General features: G+C 54.9%; 20 protein-coding genes and 1 riboswitch. Of the genes, 11 read left to right on the forward strand and 9 right to left on the reverse strand.

Translation table 11 applies throughout. The annotated features are described in order from the left end of the window. Positions 1-8 precede the first annotated feature (8 nt). Entirely contained in the window at positions 9-794 is a 786-nt protein-coding gene (locus L1F29_RS01105; protein ID WP_258386585.1) for an exodeoxyribonuclease III, read from the reverse strand. A 186-nt stretch (positions 795-980) separates the two neighbouring features. Here L1F29_RS01105 and L1F29_RS01110 point away from each other — a divergent pair, with 186 nt between their 5' ends. Continuing rightward, positions 981-1,919: an MBL fold metallo-hydrolase gene (locus tag L1F29_RS01110; protein ID WP_373876514.1), complete on the forward strand. Its 939-nt coding sequence runs from the start codon at positions 981-983 to the stop codon at positions 1,917-1,919. A gap of 225 nt (positions 1,920-2,144) precedes the next feature. On the opposite strand, the gene L1F29_RS01115 is transcribed toward L1F29_RS01110, so the two are convergent. Continuing rightward, the gene (locus L1F29_RS01115; RefSeq protein WP_258386587.1) at positions 2,145-3,386 is read right to left on the reverse strand and encodes a TolB family protein; all 1,242 of its coding nucleotides are present in this window, start codon (positions 3,384-3,386) and stop codon (positions 2,145-2,147) included. Positions 3,387-3,780: 394 nt separating this feature from the next. Between L1F29_RS01115 and L1F29_RS01120 the strand changes: the two genes are divergently transcribed. Further along, complete coding sequence (locus tag L1F29_RS01120) at positions 3,781-4,635, forward strand: ankyrin repeat domain-containing protein (RefSeq protein ID WP_258386588.1); 855 nt, start codon at positions 3,781-3,783, stop codon at positions 4,633-4,635. Positions 4,636-4,756: 121 nt separating this feature from the next. Here L1F29_RS01120 and L1F29_RS01125 read toward each other — a convergent pair whose 3' ends face one another. Continuing rightward, positions 4,757-5,623: a stalk domain-containing protein gene (locus L1F29_RS01125; protein ID WP_258386589.1), complete on the reverse strand. Its 867-nt coding sequence runs from the start codon at positions 5,621-5,623 to the stop codon at positions 4,757-4,759. Between the two features lie 259 nt (positions 5,624-5,882). Here L1F29_RS01125 and L1F29_RS01130 point away from each other — a divergent pair, with 259 nt between their 5' ends. The 5 genes from L1F29_RS01130 to L1F29_RS01150 all read left to right on the forward strand — a co-directional run bounded on the left by L1F29_RS01130 (position 5,883) and on the right by L1F29_RS01150 (position 11,361). After that, positions 5,883-6,584 (forward strand): response regulator transcription factor, encoded by a 702-nt coding sequence (locus tag L1F29_RS01130; protein ID WP_258386590.1) that lies wholly within the window; start codon positions 5,883-5,885, stop codon positions 6,582-6,584. Continuing rightward, positions 6,581-7,552 carry a sensor histidine kinase gene (locus L1F29_RS01135; protein WP_258386591.1) on the forward strand — a complete coding sequence of 324 codons (972 nt, stop codon included), beginning with the start codon at positions 6,581-6,583 and terminating at the stop codon, positions 7,550-7,552. Before L1F29_RS01130 ends, L1F29_RS01135 begins: the two co-directional genes overlap by 4 nt. Positions 7,553-7,747: 195 nt before the next feature. Beyond that, on the forward strand, positions 7,748-8,518 hold the full coding sequence (locus L1F29_RS01140) for an ABC transporter ATP-binding protein (RefSeq protein WP_258389567.1): 771 nt from the start codon (positions 7,748-7,750) through the stop codon (positions 8,516-8,518). Next, positions 8,493-10,478: an FtsX-like permease family protein gene (locus L1F29_RS01145; protein WP_258386592.1), complete on the forward strand. Its 1,986-nt coding sequence runs from the start codon at positions 8,493-8,495 to the stop codon at positions 10,476-10,478. The genes L1F29_RS01140 and L1F29_RS01145 overlap by 26 nt, the downstream gene beginning before the upstream one ends. 22 nt (positions 10,479-10,500) lie before the next feature. Next, positions 10,501-11,361, forward strand: a complete 861-nt coding sequence (locus L1F29_RS01150) for an undecaprenyl-diphosphate phosphatase (protein ID WP_258389568.1) — start codon at positions 10,501-10,503, stop codon at positions 11,359-11,361. Positions 11,362-11,492: 131 nt separating this feature from the next. On the opposite strand, the gene L1F29_RS01155 is transcribed toward L1F29_RS01150, so the two are convergent. Beyond that, positions 11,493-11,795: a Dabb family protein gene (locus L1F29_RS01155; RefSeq protein WP_258386593.1), complete on the reverse strand. Its 303-nt coding sequence runs from the start codon at positions 11,793-11,795 to the stop codon at positions 11,493-11,495. 222 nt (positions 11,796-12,017) lie between these two features. Here L1F29_RS01155 and L1F29_RS01160 point away from each other — a divergent pair, with 222 nt between their 5' ends. After that, complete coding sequence (locus L1F29_RS01160) at positions 12,018-12,449, forward strand: universal stress protein (RefSeq protein WP_258386594.1); 432 nt, start codon at positions 12,018-12,020, stop codon at positions 12,447-12,449. Between the two features lie 221 nt (positions 12,450-12,670). Further along, positions 12,671-13,522: a phytanoyl-CoA dioxygenase family protein gene (locus L1F29_RS01165; RefSeq protein ID WP_258386595.1), complete on the forward strand. Its 852-nt coding sequence runs from the start codon at positions 12,671-12,673 to the stop codon at positions 13,520-13,522. A 93-nt stretch (positions 13,523-13,615) separates the two neighbouring features. Here L1F29_RS01165 and L1F29_RS01170 read toward each other — a convergent pair whose 3' ends face one another. Continuing rightward, positions 13,616-14,812, reverse strand: coding sequence for an MFS transporter (locus L1F29_RS01170; protein WP_258386596.1), 1,197 nt, complete (start codon positions 14,810-14,812; stop codon positions 13,616-13,618). 502 nt (positions 14,813-15,314) lie between these two features. On the opposite strand from L1F29_RS01170, the gene L1F29_RS01175 reads away from it, so the two are divergent. Then, positions 15,315-17,348: a bifunctional diguanylate cyclase/phosphodiesterase gene (locus L1F29_RS01175; RefSeq protein ID WP_258386597.1), complete on the forward strand. Its 2,034-nt coding sequence runs from the start codon at positions 15,315-15,317 to the stop codon at positions 17,346-17,348. 298 nt (positions 17,349-17,646) lie between these two features. On the opposite strand, the gene L1F29_RS01180 is transcribed toward L1F29_RS01175, so the two are convergent. Further along, a complete protein-coding gene (locus tag L1F29_RS01180) occupies positions 17,647-22,215 on the reverse strand; it encodes a DEAD/DEAH box helicase (RefSeq protein WP_258386598.1) in 4,569 nt (1,522 codons plus the stop codon). A 236-nt stretch (positions 22,216-22,451) separates the two neighbouring features. On the opposite strand from L1F29_RS01180, the gene L1F29_RS01185 reads away from it, so the two are divergent. Continuing rightward, complete coding sequence (locus tag L1F29_RS01185; protein WP_258386599.1) at positions 22,452-22,877, forward strand: hypothetical protein; 426 nt, start codon at positions 22,452-22,454, stop codon at positions 22,875-22,877. A gap of 137 nt (positions 22,878-23,014) precedes the next feature. On the opposite strand, the gene L1F29_RS01190 is transcribed toward L1F29_RS01185, so the two are convergent. The 3 genes from L1F29_RS01190 to L1F29_RS01200 form a co-directional block, all read right to left on the reverse strand. After that, complete coding sequence (locus L1F29_RS01190; RefSeq protein ID WP_258386600.1) at positions 23,015-23,515, reverse strand: C40 family peptidase; 501 nt, start codon at positions 23,513-23,515, stop codon at positions 23,015-23,017. Positions 23,516-23,519: 4 nt separating this feature from the next. Beyond that, a riboswitch (cyclic di-AMP (ydaO/yuaA leader) is annotated at positions 23,520-23,673 on the reverse strand. Positions 23,674-23,901: 228 nt separating this feature from the next. Continuing rightward, positions 23,902-24,027, reverse strand: a complete 126-nt coding sequence (locus L1F29_RS01195; RefSeq protein WP_258386601.1) for a hypothetical protein — start codon at positions 24,025-24,027, stop codon at positions 23,902-23,904. A 147-nt stretch (positions 24,028-24,174) separates the two neighbouring features. Continuing rightward, entirely contained in the window at positions 24,175-24,990 is an 816-nt protein-coding gene (locus L1F29_RS01200) for a hypothetical protein (RefSeq protein ID WP_258386602.1), read from the reverse strand. Positions 24,991-25,073 lie beyond the last annotated feature (83 nt).

The raw sequence follows: 25,073 nt of genomic DNA on the forward strand, positions 1-25,073 counted from the left end.
CGACAAGACTATTCCGTTTGCCGCTCCGATTGAGGATCGGGATCGGCCATTTCCAGAACAACGGGACAGTGGTCGCTGCCGGTGATATCGCAATCAATCCGCGCATCCGCCAATGAAGGGGCCAGTCTTGCGGAGGCGAGGAAATAATCGATGCGCCACCCGACATTCCGCTCTCTTACCTTGGGCATATAAGACCACCAGGTATAGACATCCGTTTGATCCGGGTAGAAATGACGGTACGTATCGATAAATCCCGCATCGAGCAGCTGCGTCATCTTTTCCCGTTCCTCCAGCGTAAAGCCGGAGTTGTTCCGGTTGGATTTCGGATTTTTCAGGTCGATTTCGTGATGGGCCACGTTCAAGTCGCCGCATGCGATAACGGGTTTATGACGGTCCAGCTGCTGCAGATAGCTGCGGAAGCGGTCTTCCCACTCCAGCCGGAACGGAAGGCGGGACAAGTCCCTTCTGGCATTGGGAGTGTAGACGTTCACGAGATAAAAGCCGTCGAACTCCAGCGTAATAATCCGGCCTTCGGACTCTTGGTCTTCCTCTAGTCCGTATCGGACCGAGAGGGGCTCTACCTTCGTGAAGACGGCCGTCCCGGAATAGCCCTTCTTCTCCGCGTAATTCCAATATTGATGGTAGTCCTCGCCGTATTCGAGGGTAATTTGCCCTTCCTGCAGCTTGGTCTCCTGAATACAGAAGATATCCGCTTGCGTTTCGTTGAAGTAGTCGTTGAATCCTTTGTTGACGCATGCCCGCAGGCCGTTCACGTTCCATGATACCAGCTTCATTTCGTCAATCTCCTTGCTGCTCTTCTGTTATTTCTACTAGTTCCAGTGTAACATATCTTTATGGATCGGTTCGGGGTTTCAGCCGAAGTTAAGGCGTAATAATCCGGGCGCATGCGAGATAGGGGGAATTCCGTCGTGACAACGACCAACAGCAAGACGAAGTTCGTCAACCAAATTCCTACGGCTATGGATATGGGGCTGAGGGCAACGCTTACCATGCTGCGGGATTACATGAGCAGCATCCCTAACCGTTACCCGGCAAGGCCCATTCCCGTGAAGGAGTTCGGCTTTGACCCCATGCCTGACGCGGAACACAATCGGGTAACCTGGTTCGGCCATTCCGCATTCCTGCTCGAGATCGAAGGACAGCGGCTGCTCTTCGACCCCATGCTTGCCGATTCGCCGTCGCCGTTTCCCTTCTTCGGGGGCAAGAGGTACAGACGCATACTGCCAATTGATCGGGACCGGCTGCCGCGCGTCGATGCCATCGTCATGTCCCATGATCATTACGATCATCTGGATTATCGCTCGATTCGGGCATTAAAAGACAGGGTAGAGCGATTCATCGTCCCGCTTGGGGTGAGAAAGCGGCTGGTGAAATGGGGGATCGATCCGGCCAAGGTGACCGAACATGACTGGTGGAACGAAATCGAGCTTAATGGGTTGAAGCTGGCTTGCACGCCGGCAAGGCATTTCTCCGGGAGAGGCCTCTTCGACCGCAATTCGACGCTGTGGTGTTCCTGGGCGATAGCTGGGAAGAAGGCGAAGGTCTTCTACAGCGGGGATAGCGGGTATGGGCCGCATTTTCAAGAAATCGGGGACCGATACGGGCCCTTCGACTTAACGCTAATGGAATGCGGTCAATATGACGCGCGGTGGTCCTTCATTCATATGATGCCGGAGGAGACGGTGCAGGCCCATCTGGATGTCAAAGGGGGCTTGCTGATTCCTGTCCATTGGGGAGCCTTCACCTTGGCGTTCCATGAGTGGACGGACCCGATCGAACGGGTGACGAAGGCGGCGCAGAAACGGAAGGTCGATATCGCCACGCCTGCCATCGGGGAAACGGTTGTGATCGGATCGGGCGATTATCCTGCAGCTGCTTGGTGGAGACAGGGAACGTAAGGATAGATAGAAGCGCCAATACGTCGCGGTGCCTGCGTGCTTCGTCCGGGCAGCAGTCTGAGCGCGAATCAACTACGAGCAGAGCAGGAAGAATGATTTCTGGAGAAGCGCTTGCGGGCGCAGTTGTTCCCTGGTTTATACCTATAATCAATCTGATTCAAAGAAAAGCCGGGGGAACAACAGCGACCGGAAGAACATTCTGCCTGCGCAGCGGGCGTGCTCCAATCATTGGTTCGACTTATATACATCCACGGCGATCATTAAGTGACCGTCAATCTGCACCAGCAGCCTTTTGCCTGATGGCGACCAAATCAGCGCGGATACGGGCATGCTGTCTGAAGTCATGGCGCTGACATGCTCCCCGTCGGCATCGCCGACAAAGATTTTCCCCTCTTGGAACGTACCGGAGGTGAAAGCCGTTCTGAGCCCGTCCGGAGAGAACGCTTCCTTTCTTTGAAATTCTCCATGCCACGCGTGCTTAGTGATGAGCTCTCCCTGCATGTTGAACATATACCGCTGCCCGTCCGTATGCGTTATGAACAGGCCGGCCTCCTCACTGAATATGCCGTCATAGTAGGAACTGAAATTCGCTTGGTCTGGAATTAGCGGCTTGCTTGTCTCCTGGACCAAGTCCATCAGGATCGGGTAAGAGTAATCTTGGCTTGCTCCTTCATTGAAGGCGACATCGACCAGCAGAATCTCTCCTTCCTTGGCCCAGCCTAGAATATCCCATTGCGGTTGGTCAGGGAACAATGTCGTAACCCGGCCGGTCTCCATGTCCACTTTACGCAGATTTCTCTCGATTCCGCTGCCATCCGCAAACCGCCTGCCGGTCTCCTCCAGAAAGACGAATGATTTGCCGTCTTGCAGAAAATAAATTTCCGGCGTCATCCTCCCCGTGCTTTTGGCCCACTGTACGCTCTTCCCTGAAGCGGCGTTCTCGCCCCAGATGCCATCCGGACGGAACGTCATCGTCCAATCCCCATGCTTTTCTTGCGGGTATGCTGCCAGCTCGCCGGAATTCGCGTTCAGTTGTAAGGTTTGAGTTCTATTCTCATCTACCGTGACAGCGAACAACAATGCGTGATCCGATGGCCGGTACTTCAACAGACTCGGGGAGTAGGGCGTCTCCTTCTCCCACAGCGACTTCTTCTCCTTGGTCCCGATGTTATATCGGTAAATCGTGTAGACATGCTGCATGCCATCCGCGCTATCCTCGCTGTCCAAATAAACCAATGTTTCGTCGTCGATCCATATCGGCTGGCTGTAAGAGGCTGTATCCAGGTAGAAGTCGGCGTTCCGGTCCAAGAAGGACTGCAGTTTCCCGTCCGCCAGCTTCATTGAGTCCGGGGCGGAAAGCTGTTGGATTTCCCCCGACGTGCCCGATACCGCTGGCGACTGCTGCTCAGACTCCTTGGAATCTTCGCAGGCGACTAACAACAAGAACAAACAAAGTCCGAGTCTCACGAGGTTTCTCCTATGAAGCAAAGCGAACACCTCCAGTACATGTTATTACGATTAGACGCAAATACCGGGGAATAGTTGGGTGTTTCTGGATATAAATTGAGCGGCTCTTTCCCTTGGGGCGGCTCGTCAGTCCTGTGATCAGCCCCTTCGAGTTGTAACGGTAAAGCCGGCGTTACAGCCGGACTGCAGCCGTGGCGCCCCAGCCGTAAGTCCCGTTTTGGGCGTTGCAGGGGCAGCGGACGGGTGAAAGAATCCTCGCCGGAGGCTATCCCCAAACAGCCGACTCCATACTAAAAATTATTTCATTTTGCAGTGACTTTTGTTATAGAATTTTAAAAAAGTTTGTGTTATGGTGACTTCGTAAATTAAAATCTTACATTAGTTGGAGAGTCCTATGGCAGTTAAAAGGCAAAGTGCAGTCATTTCCATCCTGCTGGATAAAGCGTCCCTGAAGGCGGTTGACTTGCTGGTCGAGTCGGGCTTGGAGACCAACCGTTCGAAGGCCGTCACCCATTTTATTAACGTTGGGGTTCAATCGTCGGAAGAGCTGCTCAGAAGAGCGCAGGAGCTTGCGGACAACGTGCATCAATTGAGACGCGACATGGTTGAAGCGGTAAGAGCTGAAGATTTGGACAAAATCACATCGCTGGTCAGTTCGGATATGGCTCTCGTTAACGCAAGAGCAGGGAACGGAGAGACCGCCGTATTGATGTCGGCTTACTATCGTGCGAATGAAATTCGGAAGCTGCTCATCGATAACGGCGCGGAATTGAGCATCTTTGAAGCTGCGGCAGTCGGCAATACGAACCGGGTGAAGGAGCTGCTTGAGCGGTCCCCGGGACTTCACCTGAATTACAGCGTAGATGGGTTTACCCCGTTAGGGCTTGCCTCTTATTTCGGGCATGAAGATACGGTGAGGCTGCTGCTGGATTATGGCGCTGACGTGAATGCCCGGAGCAAGGACGGCAACTTTAACTATATGGCCATTCATTCCGCCATTGCCAGCAACTACGAGCATGTCGTTAGAACGCTGCTGGAAAGCGGCGCGGATATAAACGCCAGATGTGAAGGGAAGTGGCGTCCCGGGTATACTCCGCTGCACGTCGCGGGACATTTCGGCCGGGAAGCGATCCTGACGCTGCTGCTGCAGCATGGCGCGAATAAATCCGATGTGACCGATTATGGCGCTACCCCGCATGCGGTAGCGGTGATGCAGGATCACCCGGAAGCGGCTGCTCTTCTTGAATAATCAGGCTGGCGTATGGCAATCATTGAAGATGCTTGCACGGTAACTCACTGCAAACAGCGTGCGCATAGAACGAGGCTGCCCCGATCACAAGTATCGGAGCAGCCTCTTCACGTAATAAGGATTAATAGAAATAAATATCGGTCAGCTTGTAGCCGTCGCCGTTATTATAGAACGAGAATTTCACGTTGAAGTAGAAATAATACTTGGAACCGGTATCGGATGTAAGGGTATAGCTGACATAGACGCCCTTGCCTTCGGCGGACCCGGAGGAATACTCCGGATTGAAGCTGCCGCTATCGAGTTTCTTCTGGGCAGCTGCGATTACGCCGTCGATGAGATCCTGCTTGTTGGCTTTACGGTAGCCTTCGATACTGTCGCTGACATACTCGAACTTCTTATTTGCATCGGTGATGAGCGGCATATCGGTGTAATATTTATCGGTGAACGCTTTGAGCTTCGCCGTATCGCCTGTCTTGATCGCATTCAGGTAGTACGTCAACGCCGTCTTCGCAACCGGCTTCATCTCCTTGAATACGTCGCCTGCGGATGTGCCGGAAGCAAAGGTATTCTTAACGCCTGCGATCGGCGCTTGTTTATCGTCGTCATCATCATCGTTGCTGTTATTGTTGCTGTTGTTATCGTCGTCGGAGTTATCCTTGTTCGGGATGCCGGCGTTCGGATCGACGCTGCTCCCGCTGCCGGAAGAAATGAACACCGTCGAGGAGGCGCCGTCCCATTTGATCGATCCGCCCATGGCTTCGGCAACCGGCTTCGCGGGCACATAAGTATGGCCTTCATAGACGATCGGCGTAAGCGTATCTTTGCCATCCTTCAGGACAACCTTCTGTCCGTCTACCTTGATGCTGATTTTGGAGTTCTGATAGGCGGTAATTTTCTTCAGGTAGCTGTCTGCGAATACCCCGCAAGTAAAAGCGAATGAAACCGAAAGTACAAGACCTGCTGCAAGAACCGATTTTTTCATTTTCATCGTGTGCAAAAACCCCCAGAATTTGTCGAATAAACAGATCAGGTCAATGTTACTAGGATATTATGGTAAATACAACTAAAAATTTTATAAATAATAGAGATGATTTTCTAAATAATATTGCAAAATATATAAGAATAGACGGTTGCAAAAAAATGCAATGAATCAAGCACGCCCCCGGTACGTTGAGAGGCTTCCTGGTATCGTTTATACTTTCAAGTAGTTCTTCGAATGAACGAGACTCTCCTGAAGGAGAATGCGAATGTTCAAAATATTGCTGGTTGAGGATGATAAACAGCTTGTCAGCCTGCTGGTCGGGCATCTGCATAAATTCGGCTATGAGGCGCAGGCCGTTACCGATTTCGACAAGGTGCGCAAGCAATTCGAGCTGTTCTCGCCCCACCTCGTCCTGATGGACGTTAATTTGCCTAAATATGACGGATACTACTGGTGCCGCCAAATCCGCAATCTATCGACCTGTCCGATCTTGTTCATTTCTGCGCGGGAGGGCAAGATGGACCAGGTGATGGCGCTGGAGAACGGGGCGGACGATTACATCACGAAGCCGTTCGATTACGAGATTGCAATGGCCAAAATAAAAAGCCAGCTTCGCCGCGCGTACGGTACTTACGCCGGGTCGTCGAACGAGCGGACGGTCAGCGTCGAAGGGTTGACGTTTGATGTCGAACGGCTGGCCCTCTCCTGGAACGGCGAAACCGTCGAGCTGAGTCACACCGAGGCCAAAATCGTCGACGAGCTGCTCAAAAAATCCGGCATGCTCGTTAGCCGCGACCGGCTGCTCGAGAAAATTTGGGACGATCAAGCCTTCGTCGACGATAATACGCTTAACGTATATGTGAATCGCGTCCGCAAGAAACTGACGCAGCTCGGCATCCACGACTCGCTCCAGACGATCCGCGGGCAGGGATACCGGCTGTATCCGAATTGGGGGAAGGCATTATGAAGCTGTTCCTGCGCGATCAATCGCCTCTAATCGCCGTCTATCTTGCGCAGCTGCTGGTCATTACGTACATCTACAGGCTGGATGGCTACCGCAATACGGCGATCAGCTTATATGCAGGGCTGTTGAGCGGCTGCCTCCTTGTCGGTTATCTGGCCTATCGATATATAACGAACCGCGCATTCTATAACCGGCTGGAGGAGCCGCTCGCCTCGATGGAGGAGTTCACGGGCGGGACGCAAAGCACGCCGCTTGCGGAAAGCCTGCAGCAGCTGCTCAAGAGCCAGCTTCGTCACTATAAGACGGAGCTGAACCAATACAAGCATAAAATAGAAACCCAGATCCACTTCATCAATCAATGGGTTCATCAGATGAAGACGCCGCTATCGGTCATCTACCTTATGGTCCAAGACGAGGACGAGCCCCGCTTCACCGCAATCGGCGATGAAGTCGACCGTCTGAAGAAAGGGTTGGAGACCGTCCTGTATACGGCCCGCCTGGATACGTTCGAACACGATTTCCATGTCGAAGCCCTCGATCTGGAAGCCGTCGTCCGCTCCGTTACTTCCCACCAGAAGCGGCTGTTCATCCGGAAGCGCGTTTTTCCGGTCATTCGGATGGAGGGTGCCATGACGGTGCATTCCGATGAGAAATGGCTGTCCTTCGTCCTGACGCAGCTGATAACCAACGCTGTACGGTACACGGTTCGCGAGAACCGCCACATTCATTTTCATGGCTCCAGCCGCGGACCGGATACGGTTCTGGAAATCCGCGACGAGGGTGTCGGGATTCCGGCGAGCGACTTGCCGCGTGTCTTCGACGCCTACTTCACAGGCGAGAATGGGCGAAGCTTTCAAGAATCGACGGGGATGGGCTTGTACCTGGCGAAACAAATTTGCGGCAAGCTCGGACATCGCATAGAACTGGAGTCGGCGGCAGGGGAAGGCACGGTCGTGCGGATCCTGTTCTGACCAAGGCAGAACCCGCATGCCAACAAAGTTTTCTACTGCAGGACTAGAGCAGTTGCCGTTACGATAATGAACCCGTCAGATCATGCAAGGCTGTAAGATTACAATTGTGTAAGATACAGTAAGGTTTAACCATAGCAAGGCGTCAGCGGTCTTGACTATAATGTAACGTGAAGATGTGTAAGGGAGTTGTTACACCTGACAATTCTGGATGTCATCGATTTATCCAAAATATACGAAGGCAAGCTGTCTTACAAAGCGCTGGATAATATTCGATTCGCCATCGAACGGGGAGAATTCGTCGGCATCATGGGGCCGTCCGGAAGCGGGAAGACGACGCTGCTCAATGTCATCGCGACGATCGACGAGCCGACATCCGGCGAGATCATGGTCAATGGCAGCAATCCGCATCGTCTGAGCCAACAAGAGATGGCCTTGTTCCGCCGGCATGAGCTGGGTTTCGTGTTTCAGCACTTCAATCTGCTGGATACGCTGACGGTGGAGGAGAATATCGTCATGCCGTTAACGCTCGACGGCGTATCGGTGAAGGAGATGGAACGCCGGCTGGAGGACGTGACGGACAGGCTTGGCATCGGGGATATCCGGCGGAAGCGGACGTATGAAATTTCCGGCGGCCAAATGCAACGCACCGCGATCGCCCGGGCGATCATCCACAAGCCCGCATTGATATTGGCGGACGAACCGACCGGGAATTTGGATTCCAAGGCGTCGAACGATGTGATGGAAATGCTGGCGGCCATCAATGAGCAGATGGGAACGACGACGCTTATGGTTACGCATGATGCAGTGGCGGCCAGCTTCTGCCATCGTGTAATTTTTATCAAGGACGGCAAGTTCTATAACGAAATATACAGGGGCAACAGCCGGCAAACCTTTTTCCAGAAGATCATCGATATGCTGTCCCTGTTAGGGGGAAGAGGACTTGACCTTTCGCCAGTTCGTTTATAGGAATGTCATCCGCAATAAACGAATATACGCCGCTTATTTTTTGAGCAGCGCGTTCTCGGTCATGATTTTTTTCGTGTGCGCGCTATTCATCTTCAATCCGGACGTTCGGAACGGGCTGTTCTATGATATCGTCCTGCAGGCGATGGGTGCGGCGGAATCGATCATGTATGTGTTTTCGTTCTTTTTCGTGCTGTATTCGGTGAGCTCGTTCCTCCGGTCGCGCAAGCGGGAGTTCGGGGTGCTGCTTATGCACGGTATGACGAAGCGCCAGCTCAATGTCATGGTATTCCTGGAAAATATGCTAATCGGGATCGGCGCCATTATCGCCGGGATGGTCGCCGGGCTGCTGACAGGCAAGCTGTTCCTCATGATTGGCTCCAGCTTCCTTGGCATCCCGCCGCTTTCCTTCCATGTATCGTGGCAGGCTCCGGCGCTGACGATCGGCTCGTTCGCGCTGCTGTTCTTCATCATCTCGATCTGCACGTCCGCCCTGATCCGGACCAACCGGCTCATCGAGCTGTTTCAAGCGGGGCAGCAGCCGAAGGCGGAGCCCAAGGCCAGCATTCGCTTGTCGCTGCTCGCCGCTGTGCTCCTGCTCGCGAGCTACTTTCTTGCTGCAACCGCCACGGCGGCAACGGTTTATACCCGTATGTTCCCGGTTATCGGAATGACGGTCGTCGGCACCTATTTCTTTTACACGCAGTTAAGCGTCTATATAATAAAGAGGCTGCAGCGGCGAAGGCTGTTCTTCTGGCGAAATACGAACCTCATGACCCTATCGAGCTTGTCATACAGGCTGAAGGACAATGCGCGGATGTTCTTTATGGTCACGATTATCTCGACGGTCTCCTTCTGCGCAGTCGGCGTATTGACGTCCATTAACACGCTGCTCACGCAATATAACGACGATTATCCGGCTGCAGTGGGCTATATGGCCAAGGAAGGCAGCAAGGACGCGAAGCGTCACCTGGAAGGAATCGAAGCCGAGCTGGACGCACGCGGACTGAATTACGAGAAGCTGAGCTTTCCCATCAAATATCTCCATGTCGATGAGGTTATCGGATTCCGGGGCAAGGCAGATGCTGACCGCTCCGGCAGGATGAAGAGCGTGCCGCTTATCCCGTTCTCGTCCTACCGCGAAGCGGTTATCCGGGCGGGCCATTCATTCGGCGAACGACCGTTAACCGGCGACCAGGCGCTGGTCATACTGGGCTCGTTGAAGGACAGGCCGATGCTGGGAACACGCGGGCATTTGACCTATGTATCGAAGGCGGCCGGGGGTAAGGTCCAGGAGATTGGCATCACGGAGCATGTTCCGATTCCGAATCATCTGCTGCGGGAGCTGGAGGAGGATTTCAGCGGACTGGTCGTCAGCGATTCCGTATTCAACCGGCTGGATTCACAGGTCAAGACCGATCATTACACGGGCTTCTACGTCCCGGAATCGGGCAGAACGATCGGAATGGCGAAGAACTTGGCAGGCGAGGGCGGCCGGACGAAATATGAAGCGGACAAATCCTATGCCATTACCGTCAGCGGAACGCTGGTTTCCCGTCAGAAGGGCCTGTACAGCTCGCTGCTGTTCGTCGGGCTGCTCGTCGGCACCGTGTTCTTCATCGCGGCGGGGAGCTTCCTCTATTTTCGTCTCTATGCCGATCTGGATTACGACAGGCGCCAATATATGACGATGGCGAAGGTGGGGCTGACCGACCGGGAATTGAAACGGATCGTGACGCGGCAGCTGGTGCTGCTGTTCTTCGTCCCCATTGGCGTCGCGATGATCCACAGCGTATTCGCGTTTACGGCGCTGCAGCGGTTCTTCTACATCTCCATTGCGGCCGATATGGGAATTGTGTTGATCAGCTTTTTCGTTGCGCAGGTTCTATATTTCTACTTTATTCGCAACCGCTATTTGCGGAACCTGAAGAAGATCTTCAGGCATGGGCATGGAATCAGATGAGGAGAAGGAGAAACCGAACATTATGGATTTTTTGGATCTAGTGAAAGCATTTATTCTGGGCCTTGTTGAGGGGCTTACCGAATTTGCGCCTGTCTCGTCTACGGGACATATGGTTATTGTCGATGACATGTGGCTTCAATCCGAGCAGTTCTTGACCAAATATGTCGCCAATACGTTCAAGGTCGTTATTCAGCTCGGCTCGATTCTGGCCGTCGTCATCCTGTTCCGCAACCGGTTCATCGACCTGCTCGGACTGGGGCGTTTCCGCCGCGGTCAGAAGGGCATCAGCGCGGGCGAAGCTCAGGGAGCGCCATCGCAAGGGCGCTTGAAGCTGAGTCAGGTTATTGTCGGATTGATTCCGGCCGGCGTATTCGGACTGCTGCTCGAGAATTATATCGACGAGTATCTGTTCTCCACCGCAACCGTATTGATCGGGCTTGTAGTCGGAGCCGTCTTCATGATTGCGGCCGACCTGTTCCGTCCGAAGAAGGTGAAGGTCGAGACGGTGGACCAGATCACCTACAAGCAAGCATTATCGATCGGGCTTATTCAATGCTTCTCCCTGTGGCCTGGATTCTCCCGGTCGGGCTCGACCATCTCCGGCGGCGTTCTGCTCGGTCTGAGCCACCGCGCTGCGGCGGATTTCACGTTCATTATGGCGGTGCCGATCATGGCCGGAGCCAGCGGCATCTCACTGCTGAAGAACTGGGAATACTTTACGCTGGATTCACTGCCGTTCTTTATTGTCGGTTTTCTTAGCGCGTTCGTGTTCGCGCTTGTGTCGATCCGTTTCTTCCTGAAGCTGATCAACCGGATCAAGCTGGTTCCGTTCGCTGTCTATCGGATCTTGCTTGCCGTTGTCGTCTATATCGTTTATTTCTAACTCACACGGCGAGGCCGGTTCTGAGCAAAGCGAAGAGTGGCAGCGGATCGTGCAAATCAAAAAAAAAGCGAATGGCCTGCCGGATTTCCACGGCGGCATTCGCTTTTTTTTGTCATATGGCAATTCGCCGATTACGGTTTGTAATCAATCTCCAGGAAGCGTTCAACCTCTGTTGCCCAGCGCTCCTGTACGAATTGGACATGCAGCGGGTGTTCGTTATACGCATCGTAGTCCGATTGACTCGCGAATTCCATGGCGAAGCCGTGATCATAATCGTTCTTGGGGCTGACCTGCCGATAGACGCGAAAGTTATTCACCGCCGGAATAGAGGCGAGAATCGCTTGTCCGTCCTCGAGAAAGCGGCGCTCTTCCTCCGACCCCTTCGCATGCTTCAGATTGAAAATAACCGAATGCAGAATCCATTCTTTATTCATAGTAACCGCTCCTTCGCATTCATTTTTCTCGTTAACCGGGTTTTGACTTTCGTCAATATTTCGTTGATAATTCGCCTAACATTGTACAGCGTTTCTGCTATAGAATAAGAGTACGAGGTACCGTTTCATAGGTGGGGAAATCGGGTAATCGTATTGTGTATCCGATAAGTTGAACCAAAGCAAAGATAAAGAACCATACCGAAAAAGATGGGGAGTGTTCGTATGCTATTTGCTCACGTGGTCGTCGCTTTCGACGGATCGGTACAATCATGGAAAGCATTAGAGTATGCAGTCAAGCTGGTTGAGACGGAGCAGACAGGTAAACTGTCGGTCGTTCATGTGTACAGTCTGCCGTATGTAGCGGTCGCCGATACGATGCTGACGGCAACGGCTTCGATGCAGAAGGAGCTTTACGAAAGAGCGGAGGCTTTGCTTGCCGAAGCCGGCAAAAAAGTAGCCCATCTCCCGTCTTCGCATGTCGAGCTTCTTGAGGGCAGTCCCGCACAGTCGATTCTGAATTATTCGGAACAGAATGATTGCAGTCTCATCATAATTGGCAGCCGCGGTCTGGGCGGCATTCGCGAGTTCATGATGGGCAGCGTCAGCCATAATGTGGTCCAGCATTCCGCCATACCGGTTTTGATTATGAAGTAGAACCGGCTCCCCCTAAACAAGGAGCGTCCTATAATGGCTCTATCTGCCTGGCAACGGGCGGATGGAGCTTTTTAAGTTTGCGGCTGCTCTCCCCATTATAATCCATATTCAATCCCCAGCGTACAATTGTTTACCAATGAAAGACAACGATTGCCAATTCGACAAGAAAGCGTTAAACTGATAGCGTTTACATTTTGTTCTCAAATGGAGGAGAAGTGACGATGCCGGTTCCATATGAAGTCGATTTCTCACAATTTGAACTTAGCGAGGAACAAAAGTTTCTGTTCGACCTGAAGGGGTACATTGTGATTCCGAACGTATTGTCCGCGGAGCAGACGGAAGCGATCCGGGAGCAGGTATTGAATGATATGGAGCGGAAGGAAAATCGCACCGATACAGAGAAGAAGGCTGGAATCGTGCAGGGTTCCTCGGTGCCGGGGGGAGCGGCGGAAGCCATCTTGAGAAGCCCCGTCGTGAAAGGAACGCTTAAGGAATTGATCGGTCCGGATGTGAGGCTGGATCATGTGTTCACCGTTAAACGCGAGAAGGGGCAGGGCGACCATTTGGGGCCGCATCAAGGCGGGCCGATGCGCAGCCCGCACTTCCATTATCACTATACAGAAGGCCAAGTTTATGCGGGTCTGACCCGAATGGTTGTCGAACTGAATGATGTCGGCTTGAACGAAGGAGGCACGATGTTCCTTGCGGGCAGTCATAAATCGAATATGAAAGTGCCCAAATCGCTCCTGGCGAGAAAGGATCAGTACGGCGCTCCGTTCGAAGGCTATGAAGCGCCTGCAGGTTCAATCGTCTTCTTCAGCGAGAATACATGCCATGTCGGACCGGTATGGCAGAATCCGGACCATCCGCGCATCTCGATCCTGTTCGCTTTCTGCAACATCGGCATGCGCTGGCATAGACACAGCAACGTCTCGCAAGAAGTTATTGACGGGCTAAGCGCGGAAGGGCGCTGGTATTTCCGCGACATCTGGCCATGGGACAACCATGGAGGGACCGGGGGCCGCAATCTCGTCATCGTCGAGGATGACGGAAGCTTGACCGTTTCCCCTTAATGGCCGGGTGAAGAGAAGAGCCGTTCAATCAAAGAAGAGCCGCCCAGATACATGCTGGACGGCTCTTTCCCGTGAAATTCGTTGACGTTTGGATTACGCTGCCGCAGATCTTGCTTCGGGTTTCGTGCGGCGTGCGGCGGCAGCTGCGAAGATCATGACGAGAAAGAGGAGAACCGCGCAGCCGGTGAATAACCAACGTGTGGCATCCGGGCCGAAGTCATCCATAAACCATCCCGTCGCTCTAGGTATGACTGCGCCGCCAATGCCGCCTGCTGCCATCAACAGGCTCGTTGTCCGCTCCGTATGGCCGGGTATGGCGCGATTCGTGAAGACGAGCGCAATTGCGAACATACCGGACATGAACAGACCCGTGCCGAACGTCAGGATGAAGGTTTCGGCAGCCCCGGTAAGCAGGCCCATTGCACCGAACGTAACCGTAGATATGGCGCACATGAGCAGGAGATAGGTCACGCCGCCGAACCGGTCGGCAATCTGGCCGGCTACGAGCCTGCCGAGTACCATGGCACCCCAGAAGAGGCTGAGTGCCAGCGTCGCCGATGATTCCGAGAGCCCGTTGCTTGCCACAAGCAAGGACGGCAGGTAATGGATGAAGCTCATTTCCAGACCGACGTACAAGGCGAAGAAGGCGATGCCTGCGAACAGCACCGGGAGATACCGGCGGCTCATGACGGCAGGCTTTGCAGCAGCTGGACTGCCGCTGCCGCTCGAATCCTCCGGCCGCTTGTCGAGCAGAGACGGCCAGTAGAATACCCATAACAGCAATGCGCCGATGGCCAGAAGGCCGACAACTCCGAATGTCATTCTCCAATAGCCGTTTGCGATCAATAGGGCGCCCGCGAACGGCATCAGCAGCGCACCGACTCCGAAGAAGACTTCAACCCTGCTCATGGCGACGTTGGCATTCTTTCCGGTAGAGCCGATAATGAAGGAGCCGACAACCGATTCCGTCGTGCCAAGACCAAAACCGGCAAGCGGCGCAATAGTAAGCATAACCGTCCAAGGCGGAAGCATAACATAGACAGCTTCAGCTGCGATCGTGATCCCGAGCACGGATAAGAGCACTGTTTTTTTGCCGAATTTCCGAATAAGCCATGGCGTCAGCAGCATACCGACCATGCCGCCTAAGAATTGATGCATGACGAGCTGTCCCCCGTCACTATATTGAACCCCGTAAGCGTGAATCATCGGTTCCATAACGGCCCCGATTACAAGCTGCCCCAGTCCGACGACCAGGTAAGCGATACATCCCAGAAAGACAAGCCGGGTCATGATGTAAGAATCTCCTCTCAACTCCAATGCTCTGTATACAATACCATGCTTATCTGTATTTTCATATGTGAAAATGCTGCAGCTGCCCGATGAACAATGCCTTTATAGGAGAAGCCCCGACAACCGTCGTACGAATTAACCACGATAATAATAGGTATGACACAATTCGACAACATCATTGTATTTTCCAAGCTATAATGCTTGAGAAAGTGTTGGGCTGGCGTCCGTATACTGGAAAGGCGAGTCTTAAGCTGCGTGACAAAATAGTAAGTAGGCATTAATACCTAGATTGAAAAAAGGTGCATCTGCGATAAATAGATTAATGCGATAACGACGGGGGATATAAGCCTCTCACAAGCACAGGGGCTTGTCGGACAATTCAGGGACTAATTTCCTATTATATGTCGGAAAAAATCGGCAAAGGACTTCTTTTCAATTGGTAATTGACTTATAATGAGTTGTACTGCGAGCGACTACTCTATTTCGTAAAGAAGGTTTGATTATGACTCACCTGCAGGGACATTACAACAGCATGATTGTGCTGCTTTCCGTTCTCATTGCGGTGGCCGCGTCTTATTCAGCAATCAACTTGGCGGGCAAGATTTCGCATGTCAAGGGGAAGAGCCGTATGATCTGGTTGTTTGTCGGCTCTTTTGTTATGGGCATCGGCGTTTGGTCCATGCATTTTGTCGGCATGCTGGCCTTTCATTTGGGCTTGACCGTCGAATACAACATTCCAATTACGCTTGTGTCTATGATTGCGAGTATCAGTGCGTCGTTCATAGCTTTCAGAGTGACTTCCGCTCCTCATGCGGGCATCCGTCAGATGGTACCGGCTGGTATATATATGGGAGGCGGTATCGTTGCCATGCATTACATCGGCATGTCCGCTATCCGATGGCCAATCGTCCTTCACTATAATACGTTCTACTGTGTGCTGTCCGTTATCGTTGCGTTGGCGGCATCCTACGCGGCCCTCTACTTATTTGTGAAGCTTCGCAATTCGTCGGGGTTCAGCAAGCTCAAGCTGCTGTGCGCGGTACTGATGGGGGCCGCCATTTGCGGGATGCACTATACCGGCATGCTGGCGACCGCGTTTAGTCTGGATGCATCGGCGAACCATTCGGTCGATAATATCGCGGATTCCCAGACGATCCTGCTGATCGGCGTGGCGATCGCTACCTTCCTCATTCTGGCCATTTCCTGGGGGGTCGTCTTCTTCGACCGGACCGTGCTCGAGCGGATGGCGTATAATGATGCGTTAACCGGATTGTTGAACCGTCATCAATTGGTGCGATATTTTGAAAACTCATACCCGGCGAAGGAAAGCGGTTATCTGTTATTCATCGATCTGGACCGGTTTAAGACGATTAACGACACGCTCGGGCATGATGCGGGCGACCTGTTCATTAAAGAAGTGGCATCCCGGATTAAGCGGACGACGTCAGGCGACGATACGGTATTCCGGCTCGGCGGGGATGAGTTTCTCGTCGCTTCGGCCAGAGGCAGGCGGAAGGAAGCGGCCGATTTGGCGGAGCGGCTCATTGCCGTCATCAAACAGCCTTATACCGTATTGGGGAATGAAATCTATATGACGGCGAGCATCGGCATCAGCTTGGCGCCCGAGCACGGGACGACCCGTACCTCGCTGCTGAAAGCGGCCGATATGGCGATGTATCGCGCGAAGAGTCTGGGGAAGAATCAATACCAGCTGTTCGATGAAGAAATCGACCGGACGTATGTCCGGAAGATGGAGCTGGAGCGGGATCTGCGCAAGGCGTTGGCGAACGACGAGCTGCTGATCTATTATCAGCCGAAATGGGATTCCCAGCACAATCGAGTAGGGGGAATGGAGGCGCTGCTTCGTTGGCAGCATCCCCGTCTCGGCTTGATTTCTCCGGTGGAGTTTATTCCCATTGCGGAGGAGACGGGGCTGATCGTATCGATGACCCGTTGGATGCTCCGCAAGGTATGCTTGCAGAACCGCACATGGCAGCAGCAGGGTTTGGTTCATGTATGCGTCTCCGTCAATATGTCGATCCGCGTGTTCGAGAGCGGCATGCTCAGAGAGATGGTCGCCGATGCGCTTGCATTCTCGCAGCTGGCGCCGCAAGATTTGGAGCTGGAGATCACCGAATCCATCGCCATGTACGATATGCAGGATACGATCAGTCAGCTGCAGGACCTGAAGCAGCTCGGCGTACGCGTATCGATGGACGATTTCGGCACGGGCTACTCGTCCTTGGGAAGCCTGGACGAAATGCCGATCGACGCGCTGAAAATTGATCAGATGTTTATCCGTCAGAGCACGCTGCCCTCCAAGCAGGCGATTATAAGCACCATCATCGCCATCGCGAACCACTTGAACCTGGAGGTCGTAGCCGAAGGGGTCGAGACGGAGGAACAGATCGGCTTCCTGCAGTCGCGCGGCTGCCGGGTCATGCAGGGCTTCTATTATGGAAAGCCGATGGATGCCCAAGCGATCGAAGCGTGGATTGCGGCGGCGACGAAGAGCGAACGATCGCAGACAAGCTAAGCGGACGAATAGGATCATGACTGCCGCAGCGAGTGTTGGATATTGAAGGGAACGCCTGCGAGGGCGTTCCCTTTCTTGTATTTGTGCGGACATTTAGAACCCGGCAGGCGAAATCTTCTTAGACGATGTTCGCCTATTGAGGGGTGCCGCCCGCCCGCCCGAATATTATCGGCACGCCGGGAATTGCTGCCGACGACGCCAGATACCTGATGTCGTTAATCGGAAGGTACTAACGGTTAAGAACGAAGAATGACGTGCGGATCAGAGCGATCCGGCACGTCATTCGTTCTTGATGCTGTTATTGCAGCTGGCTGGGCCAGAGCACGAGCGAACGGTTGTCGCGTTCCGCTCCCATGGCGCGGAGCAAGTCGGCTGCGGCCGATTCGGTGATGTCTTCGCCGTTCCAACGCTCGACTTTTATTTTGCTCAAGGCTTGCCGGCGCAGAATGGTGCGGAACATTTGCTTTAGCATACCAGGATCTGCATGCGTGCCGTCGGCGATGTCGGTATCATTGCCTTTGTCTGGCTGGGGGTCTAAGGGCTCCCCGTCAATATCCGTACCGGGGATTTCCACGATCTTGCGGCCGTTGTTCTCCAGCCAGTAGAGCCAGCGTCCGTGATGCAGCACCAAATAATTGCCGCCCTTGCGGGCAAAGCCGGCTCCTCGAACAACCGGCCATTCCGCAGTCAGTCCGAATGGATTGGCCGGATCGACGGCGGATAACACCGTGATGTCATCGTCGTTGCTATGAGAGGCTAGCGGCTGATGGACGGAGGCGATCATCTCGCGCCGGGCGAATTGGAGCGCAGGCACCCCTTGAACGAGCAGTCCGCGCGTGACGACGCCCCAATGCTCCAGCTGCCGAAGCACAGGCAGCAGCTCATCCCAGCTGAACGGGGAGGTCTGCGCGACGAGCTCCTTGGACACGATGCCGCAGCTGTCCAGCAGATGCTGCGTCCAATGAAGCGCCGATTCGGAGAAGTCCGTTCCCGAGGCGGATATAACGGGCTGCGCCGGATCACCATCACCATCGGCAGACGCGCCTGGAAGATCGATATCCGCAGCTTCCGTCAGAGAGCCGGTCCAATACCATCGGCCTTGGCCGGAGCCTGTCCTCGCAAGCTGCTTGCCTTTGGTCTGCAGCTGCAGCCGCAGCGGAGCGAACTGGTCATTGGACACATGCCCCTCCCAGACCAAGTCGATCAAGTCGGCAAGCAGCTCGGACGGTATCTTGCCGGTTTCGCGGCTGAGCCGGGTCAGGAAGCTTGCGCCGCCTCCCCGCAGCAGGGCGAGCAGCTCGGGATGCTTCGTCTCCTGGACGCGGCTGATGCTCTGATCGACATAGGGCGCGTACAGCGGCTTGGAATCGGCGAGGAAGAAGGCGATTTTGCCCTCTTTCTCGCCGTCTTCTTTCTTGCCGATCCAGACGATCTCGCCGGAGGCGCACAGCAGATCCAGCTCGTCCTTCCGATAGGCGGTCACGCGAGCAGGGAAAATAATCGATTCCCAATGAGAGGCCGGGAGGAAGAACCCCTGCAGGCGTCCGATCACGGTGCGCAAGCCATCGCTGCCGCTGAGCTGCGTCCCCGGGAGAGCGTGCTGGAGCAGTGCCATCTGGCTGCACCAGCGGACCGGATCGACCGGCCCGGCTTGCTTGCGCGCCTCCTCCATGGTTAGGCGGATCAGCCGTTTGGCTACGTTTCGGCTGGTCCAGATGCGTTCGTCCTCGCTCGCCGCGAAGGGAGCCTGTTCGATCCGGTCCATGGCAAGCAGGCTGTCGACGACATGCCGGGCCTGCTCCTCGGATAACGCATACCGGTGACGGAGGTCCTCGTCGGTGAAGGATATCCGGTGCTCGGCATATCGGCCGGCCACGAAGGCTATCGCTGCTTCGGTCTCGGGGAATGCCCCGTACATCTCCAGCTCCTCGGTACAGATCCAGCGGATACCGTCCGCATCATTGGCGAACGAATAAGCCGTTATGCGTGCGGCATCCTGTAATTGATCCAACCAGCCGCGCACATCCATTCCCTCCGTCAGCTTGCCAAGCTCCTCCGTTGTCAGATCGCCGCGCTTCTTCAGAAGCGCATAGAGCTCCTCGGCGGTGGCGGGGATGTGCGCCGTGCTGTCCAGCCGCTCCGTCTCCGCCCTCATAATGCCGGGATCAACGGCGCTCTGCACCGCTTCCGTGCCGAACAGCTCGCCGGCGAGCGATTTGCTGACGCTGAGCAGCTGAAGCCGGGTAGCGTCGCTAAATCCCTCCCCCTCATAAATCTGCGCATTGACGTAATCCGCCAGAAATTGAATGGCGAACGGAGAAGGGCTATTCGTTTCTTTCACCACGATTTCGATTTGGCCCTCCGCGATGCTCGTTAACAGCTGCTTCAAGCCGTCCGCATCCATATAGACGTGAAGGCTTTCCCGCATGGCTTCCTGCAAGTAGGGAAAATGCTCCGCATAAGGCAGCGCGTGCTTCAGCAGCTCTTCGCTGCGAAGCCGCTTCTGCCACATTGGCGTGCGCGTAAAGCTGCGGGAGAGCAGGAGTGACGTCTCCGCAATCCGGCGGAAGGAGATTCCGAGCATGGGCGAGCCGGATATGGCTTCGGTGAGAAGGGGCTCGACGCTTCCCGGCGTAATATGCCACAGCGTCCGCAGCCAGGAGGCATCCCACTCGGGCAGCACCAGCTCGATGCCGTTATCCTTGGCGTTCCCGTATAGCCTATAGGGAAGCAGCTTCTCGAATTGGCGCTCGATTGCAAGCAGCCACGTCCGGTTCAAACGCCGGCCGAACGGATTATGGATAATGACGCGCTGTTGGTTGGTCAGGTCGCGGTAATGCTCGATCAATATGCGCCGCTCGGTCGGCAATCCCAGCGCTTTATGCTGCGCTTGAACGAGCTCGATCAGCTGGGTGGCCGCTTCGGAGTCGAGTCCGTAATCCCTATCGAGCCAGCGGATCACGGCATTGTTACGGTCCCGCTCGGCTGCCGTCTCCGCTGCGGACGATTTGCCGGTGCCGCCCGCCTGACTCCGGTCCAGCTCGAGCCGTTCCGACAGTTGACCCAGAAACTGCCCAAGCTGAACGCCCAGCTCGACGCGCCTGCCGCCCGGCTCATTCTTCCAGAACGGAATTTCGCTGAACCGGTTCGGCGCTTCCTTCACGTAGACGCGGTCCTGCTCGATCCGGCTGATCATCCAGGATGTCGTGCCCAGTTGAAAGACGTCGCCGGCGCGGCTTTCGTGGATATATTCTTCATCAAGCTCGCCGAGGTGAATCCGGCTGTCCGCATGATGCACAGGATACGCCGAGGTTTGCGGTATGGTGCCCACGCCGGTTATGGCGGCTACGGATGTATTAGCCCGCTTGCTCAGCAGATCAAGGTCGCGGTTCCAGTCGATGAGCGGGCGCATGAACGGATAGAAGCCGGCAAGCACCTTGAGCGCGGCATCCAGCTGATCGCGCGTATAGTTACGGTAGCATTCACTGCCGGCAATAAGCCGGAGAAGCGCATCGACGGTCGTATTCCCGGCGGCGACGATGGCCGTGATCTGCTGGGAGAGCACATCGATGGGCTGATCCGGCAGCCGGATCTCTTCGATATCCCGCAGGACGATGTTGCGGCAGAGGACGGCCGCTTCCGGCAGCTGTCCGCGGCTTCGGGCGACGATGAAGCCGCGGCTGATATCGCCGACGGAATGCCCTGCCCGGCCGATGCGCTGAATGCCGGAGGCGGCATCCATAGGAGGGTCGACCTGCAGCACGAGGTCGACATGGCCGACGTCGATGCCCAGCTCCAGCGATGAGGTGGCGACGAGGCAGCGCAGCTCCCCGTTCTTCAGCATCCCTTCCACTTCAAGCCGACGCTCGCGCGCCAAGCTGCCGTGATGAGCGCGAGCGAATTCGAAGCCGGTCTGCTCATTCAGCCGCAGCACAAGCCGCTCGCACAGCCTGCGGCTGTTGACGAACAGCAGCACGGACCGCGCCCCGGTCATCAGCTGCAGCAGCCGATCGACGATCGGCAGCCACACGCCTTCGCCCGATTTGGCCGTCAGACTGAAATCGGGCATCGTTACCCTCACCTGGATCGACTTTACCATGGCGCTCTCGACAATCGTGACCGGCCGAGGGGAATAGCCAAGCGGATGCGGCGTGTCCGCGGTCATGGGCGCGGATGAATCCCAGCCGCCCAGGAAGCGGGCCACCCGCTCGAGCGGCTTCTGCGTCGCGGAGACGCCGATGCGTTGAATTGGCTCGGGACACCATGCCGAAAGCCGCTCCAGCGTAAGGGACAGATGAGCGCCGCGCTTATCTCCTGCAATTCCGTGGATTTCATCGACGATGACCGACCATACGGTCTGTAGCATCGCGCGCCCCTTCTCCGAGGTCAGCATCAAATAAAGCGATTCCGGCGTCGTCACCAGGACATCAGGCGGCCGGCGGAGCATCTTGGCCCTTTCGCTTGAAGGGGTATCCCCTGTTCGAACGGCCGTGCGGATGCCCGGCCATGCGGGACCGCCCGACTCCGCTTGGCTGGCGGCGTAATGCTCGATCGCCTCCATGAAGCGGGTCAGATGATGCTGGATATCATTGTTTAATGCTTTCAGCGGCGTGACATACAGAATGCGAACACCCGGCTTCCATCCGGAACGGGTGGAGGCTTTGGCCTTAGCAAGCTTGTCCAGGCAGGGCATAAGTGCCGCAAGCGTCTTCCCGGAACCGGTTGGAGCCGCGATGAGCGTGTGCCGGCCGGAGAGAATGGAAGCCCACGCCTGCAGCTGGACATCTGTCGGTTCCCCGAACGTCCGGGAGAACCAGCCGGCGAGAGTAGGGTGGAATACGGAAAGGGCAGGTGATTGCTGGGACAAGGGACATCGGCTCCTTCGCGGCTTAATGGTTTCGCAAGCAAAGTTCTACATGTCGTTTTCTATATTTAGGTGCGACCGTTCGCTGATGCAAACAGGCTCATTAAACAGGACCCAATAGAAGGTAAGCGGGATCAGGCATTCACGGATTCATTATACCTTTTTTTGGTCAGTTTGCGAGCGGACGGTCATATGTATAGAGGTAACATCATGGCTGCTGCGCAGCGGGAGGTTATCGGATGGGAAGATGGCGGAATAGCTTGGAAGAACGGTGGAACGAGTGGGTTCAGGTAGAGGATGCGGTGAGCCTGACGCTGGCTGGACGCAGCGTTCTGCGGGTGGCAGGGGCGCGCACCCCCCGTCTATTGACGCCTGCCTCGAAGGCTGTGCGCATAACCGAGCTCAACCGAGTCGACGGCAAGTATGAAGCGGGGCTGGCCTGCTTCTGTCTTGGGGAGATGCCGGTCGAGGAACGGCCGGTCTTTCTGGCTGCCTGGCACGAGCGGCTTGGCGCGGGCGCGACGGCTGTACTCGCGGACCGGCGGAGCGAGGGATGCGAGTCGGCAATGGAGCTGCACGAAATGTTCGCTCCGGTCGCTGCGCAGCTGGACGTACAGGTCGGCCGCACGTTCTGGTGGGTGAGATACCGGGTACGCGGCGAGTAATCTCCGGTCGGCGGCCGGCGTTACTACAGGGCCTATCGTCCCAAGAAGAACAACAAAGCCGCAATGCTCGTCATCATCGACAACCACTGCGGCTTATATTGTGTAATTCGACATCGTGAAGGATGCCGATTTACGTCTTAATCCACGTCCACGCCGTCGACTGCTTCGTCAGACGGTTCGTCGGCATATTTCGTATACGTTGCGGTGCTCATTACGCGGCGGGCCGTGACATACCGTTTCACGTAATAGGAATCGCTGAGACCGCTAATGGTTACGCCTTTGCTGGAGGAAGAATGCGCGAACTTGCCGTCTCCAACATAGATGCCGACATGAGAGATACCTTTACCGCTCGTATTGAAGAATACGAGGTCGCCGGCGATCAGGTCGTTCTTCGCGACTTTCTTGCCAAGCTTGGATTGGGAGGAGGATGCATGCGGAATCGATACGCCGAGTTTCTTGAACACGTACATCGTAAATCCGGAGCAATCGAATCCCTTGGTAGTTGTACCACCGTAGTTGTACGGTGTGCCGATTACGTCCTTGATGACTTCATCCATTCTGGAATCTGCGAAAACGCTTCCAGCTTGGAATGTCAACAATAAAGCCAGACCAACCAGCAGAGCGGAAACCTTCTTCAAAGATAGAAACCCCTTCCAATGCCTACGAGGTTAGCTGTGGGGTTCGGTTGAAGGTCTCCCTATGATCGCCTCAGGCATCCGGTCCGTCCGGCTGCCGGGATCAATTCACCCAGAGTGGTTCCCCCGTTTCCCTTGCGGGAATTCGGCAAAAATTTCATTCTCGCTATTTATTCGATTATTTTCATCTTTTCCCTTCTAAGTTCACAATTTGTTCACAAATTAGAATTCTAAGAGTGCAACTTTTTTGCAATTTGCCCGTAAAGGATTCGAATTTCGATAGAAGAGTGAAAAGGCGATCATTTACAAATCATTTTTCGAGATATATGCGTTTCTGCTAGAAGCCAATCGAAGAGGAGAGAAGCCGGCTCGCCTCCATTGGACTGCCGTTATGCAAGGCCGCGCCTTGTCGCTGGCATCTGCGCCGGTGTTCTTTGCGGATGCTTGCCGTTATACGGTATGCCGCCGTAATCGTACAGCGGATTTTGATTGCCTGTGTACGATGCTATGAACATACTGTACCTCTTTATTACGCCTGCGTAGCGGATCGTCATCATGAAGGAGCAACAACAAGAGGCTGAGCGGAATCTTTCCGCTGAGCCTCTTGTTTTCATATGTTCAATCAGATGAAACTTTACGGTATTTGCTTTGCTTCGATTGAATTATATCTGCTTCGAATGCCATACCTCATATTGCGAGGCGACCGTCCACACTTTGATGATCGTACGCACCAGATGGTAGCTTTGATTCAAGATGAGCGCGAACAGGCCTGCCCACAGCATGGAGGCGGAGGTTACCGTCAAGCCGGCCAGCAGCGCGATTGCCCACATGACGATGGAGATCCCCACGAATGGGAAGATGTGCCGAAGCGCGCTCCATAGCGCCTTCATGGCACCGCCGCCCGATACCGCTCCGAATTGCATCGCGAGAAAGAGCAGATGGAGCAAGAGCGCCCATGCGATCCAGCCTCCTGCCCAAGGGCCGGTCCGCTGCAGGAGCTCGATAATCGAATGGCTCGAGAGAAGGACATCGAGCGCCCGCGGGAGCAGCCATACGGCAGGTGCTAACGTTAGGATCGTCTCCATAAAATAGAGCAGGGCCACCGGCTTCCACGCCGCCCGAATCCCTTGCAGAAATTTGGTGCCGCCTTCATCCGTCGTATGGTGGAGCGAATACAGCAGACCGGCGTTTATGAGGGGCGTCAGGATGATCCGTCCCGCAAGCAGACTGCCGAACAGCCACAAATAAGGGCGCACCATGTCGGTTTTGAGCAGCTGGAACTGGGCTTCCGTCAAGAACATCTGAACGGCGTTATCCACGCCAAGCGTATCGGGGTAGCGTCTAAGCAGCGGGACAATGATCGACTCGATCGTTCGATATAAGAAAAAGCCCCACAGCAGCTCATAGAGGAACAGCAGAATAATAATGTAAAAATGCTTTAATGTTCGGTGCCAGCCTTGCTTCAAATAGCTTCTCACGCGAGCGCCTCCTTTCATTCCTGGTTATTTCGTGATCGACAGCGGCAGACGGGCGGGGCGGCTAGGCGGCCCCGCGCCGGTCT

Origin of the sequence: Paenibacillus spongiae (genome assembly GCF_024734895.1) — a bacterium.
In the GTDB taxonomy this organism is placed as follows: Bacteria; Bacillota; Bacilli; order Paenibacillales; family Paenibacillaceae; genus Paenibacillus_Z; species Paenibacillus_Z spongiae.

Coding starts and splice junctions, on each gene's coding strand:
- L1F29_RS01130 (WP_258386590.1), top strand. CDS start 5,883: ATGTTCAAAATATTGCTGGTTGAGGATGATAAACAGCTTGTCAGCCTG.
- L1F29_RS01165 (WP_258386595.1), top strand. CDS start 12,671: ATGCCGGTTCCATATGAAGTCGATTTCTCACAATTTGAACTTAGCGAG.
- L1F29_RS01175 (WP_258386597.1), top strand. CDS start 15,315: ATGACTCACCTGCAGGGACATTACAACAGCATGATTGTGCTGCTTTCC.
- L1F29_RS01195 (WP_258386601.1), bottom strand. CDS start 24,027: ATGTTCATAGCATCGTACACAGGCAATCAAAATCCGCTGTACGATTAC.
- L1F29_RS01185 (WP_258386599.1), top strand. CDS start 22,452: ATGGGAAGATGGCGGAATAGCTTGGAAGAACGGTGGAACGAGTGGGTT.
- L1F29_RS01160 (WP_258386594.1), top strand. CDS start 12,018: ATGCTATTTGCTCACGTGGTCGTCGCTTTCGACGGATCGGTACAATCA.
- L1F29_RS01110 (WP_373876514.1), top strand. CDS start 981: ATGGATATGGGGCTGAGGGCAACGCTTACCATGCTGCGGGATTACATG.
- L1F29_RS01125 (WP_258386589.1), bottom strand. CDS start 5,623: ATGAAAATGAAAAAATCGGTTCTTGCAGCAGGTCTTGTACTTTCGGTT.
- L1F29_RS01170 (WP_258386596.1), bottom strand. CDS start 14,812: ATGACCCGGCTTGTCTTTCTGGGATGTATCGCTTACCTGGTCGTCGGA.
- L1F29_RS01155 (WP_258386593.1), bottom strand. CDS start 11,795: ATGAATAAAGAATGGATTCTGCATTCGGTTATTTTCAATCTGAAGCAT.
- L1F29_RS01120 (WP_258386588.1), top strand. CDS start 3,781: ATGGCAGTTAAAAGGCAAAGTGCAGTCATTTCCATCCTGCTGGATAAA.
- L1F29_RS01105 (WP_258386585.1), bottom strand. CDS start 794: ATGAAGCTGGTATCATGGAACGTGAACGGCCTGCGGGCATGCGTCAAC.
- L1F29_RS01150 (WP_258389568.1), top strand. CDS start 10,501: ATGGATTTTTTGGATCTAGTGAAAGCATTTATTCTGGGCCTTGTTGAG.
- L1F29_RS01135 (WP_258386591.1), top strand. CDS start 6,581: ATGAAGCTGTTCCTGCGCGATCAATCGCCTCTAATCGCCGTCTATCTT.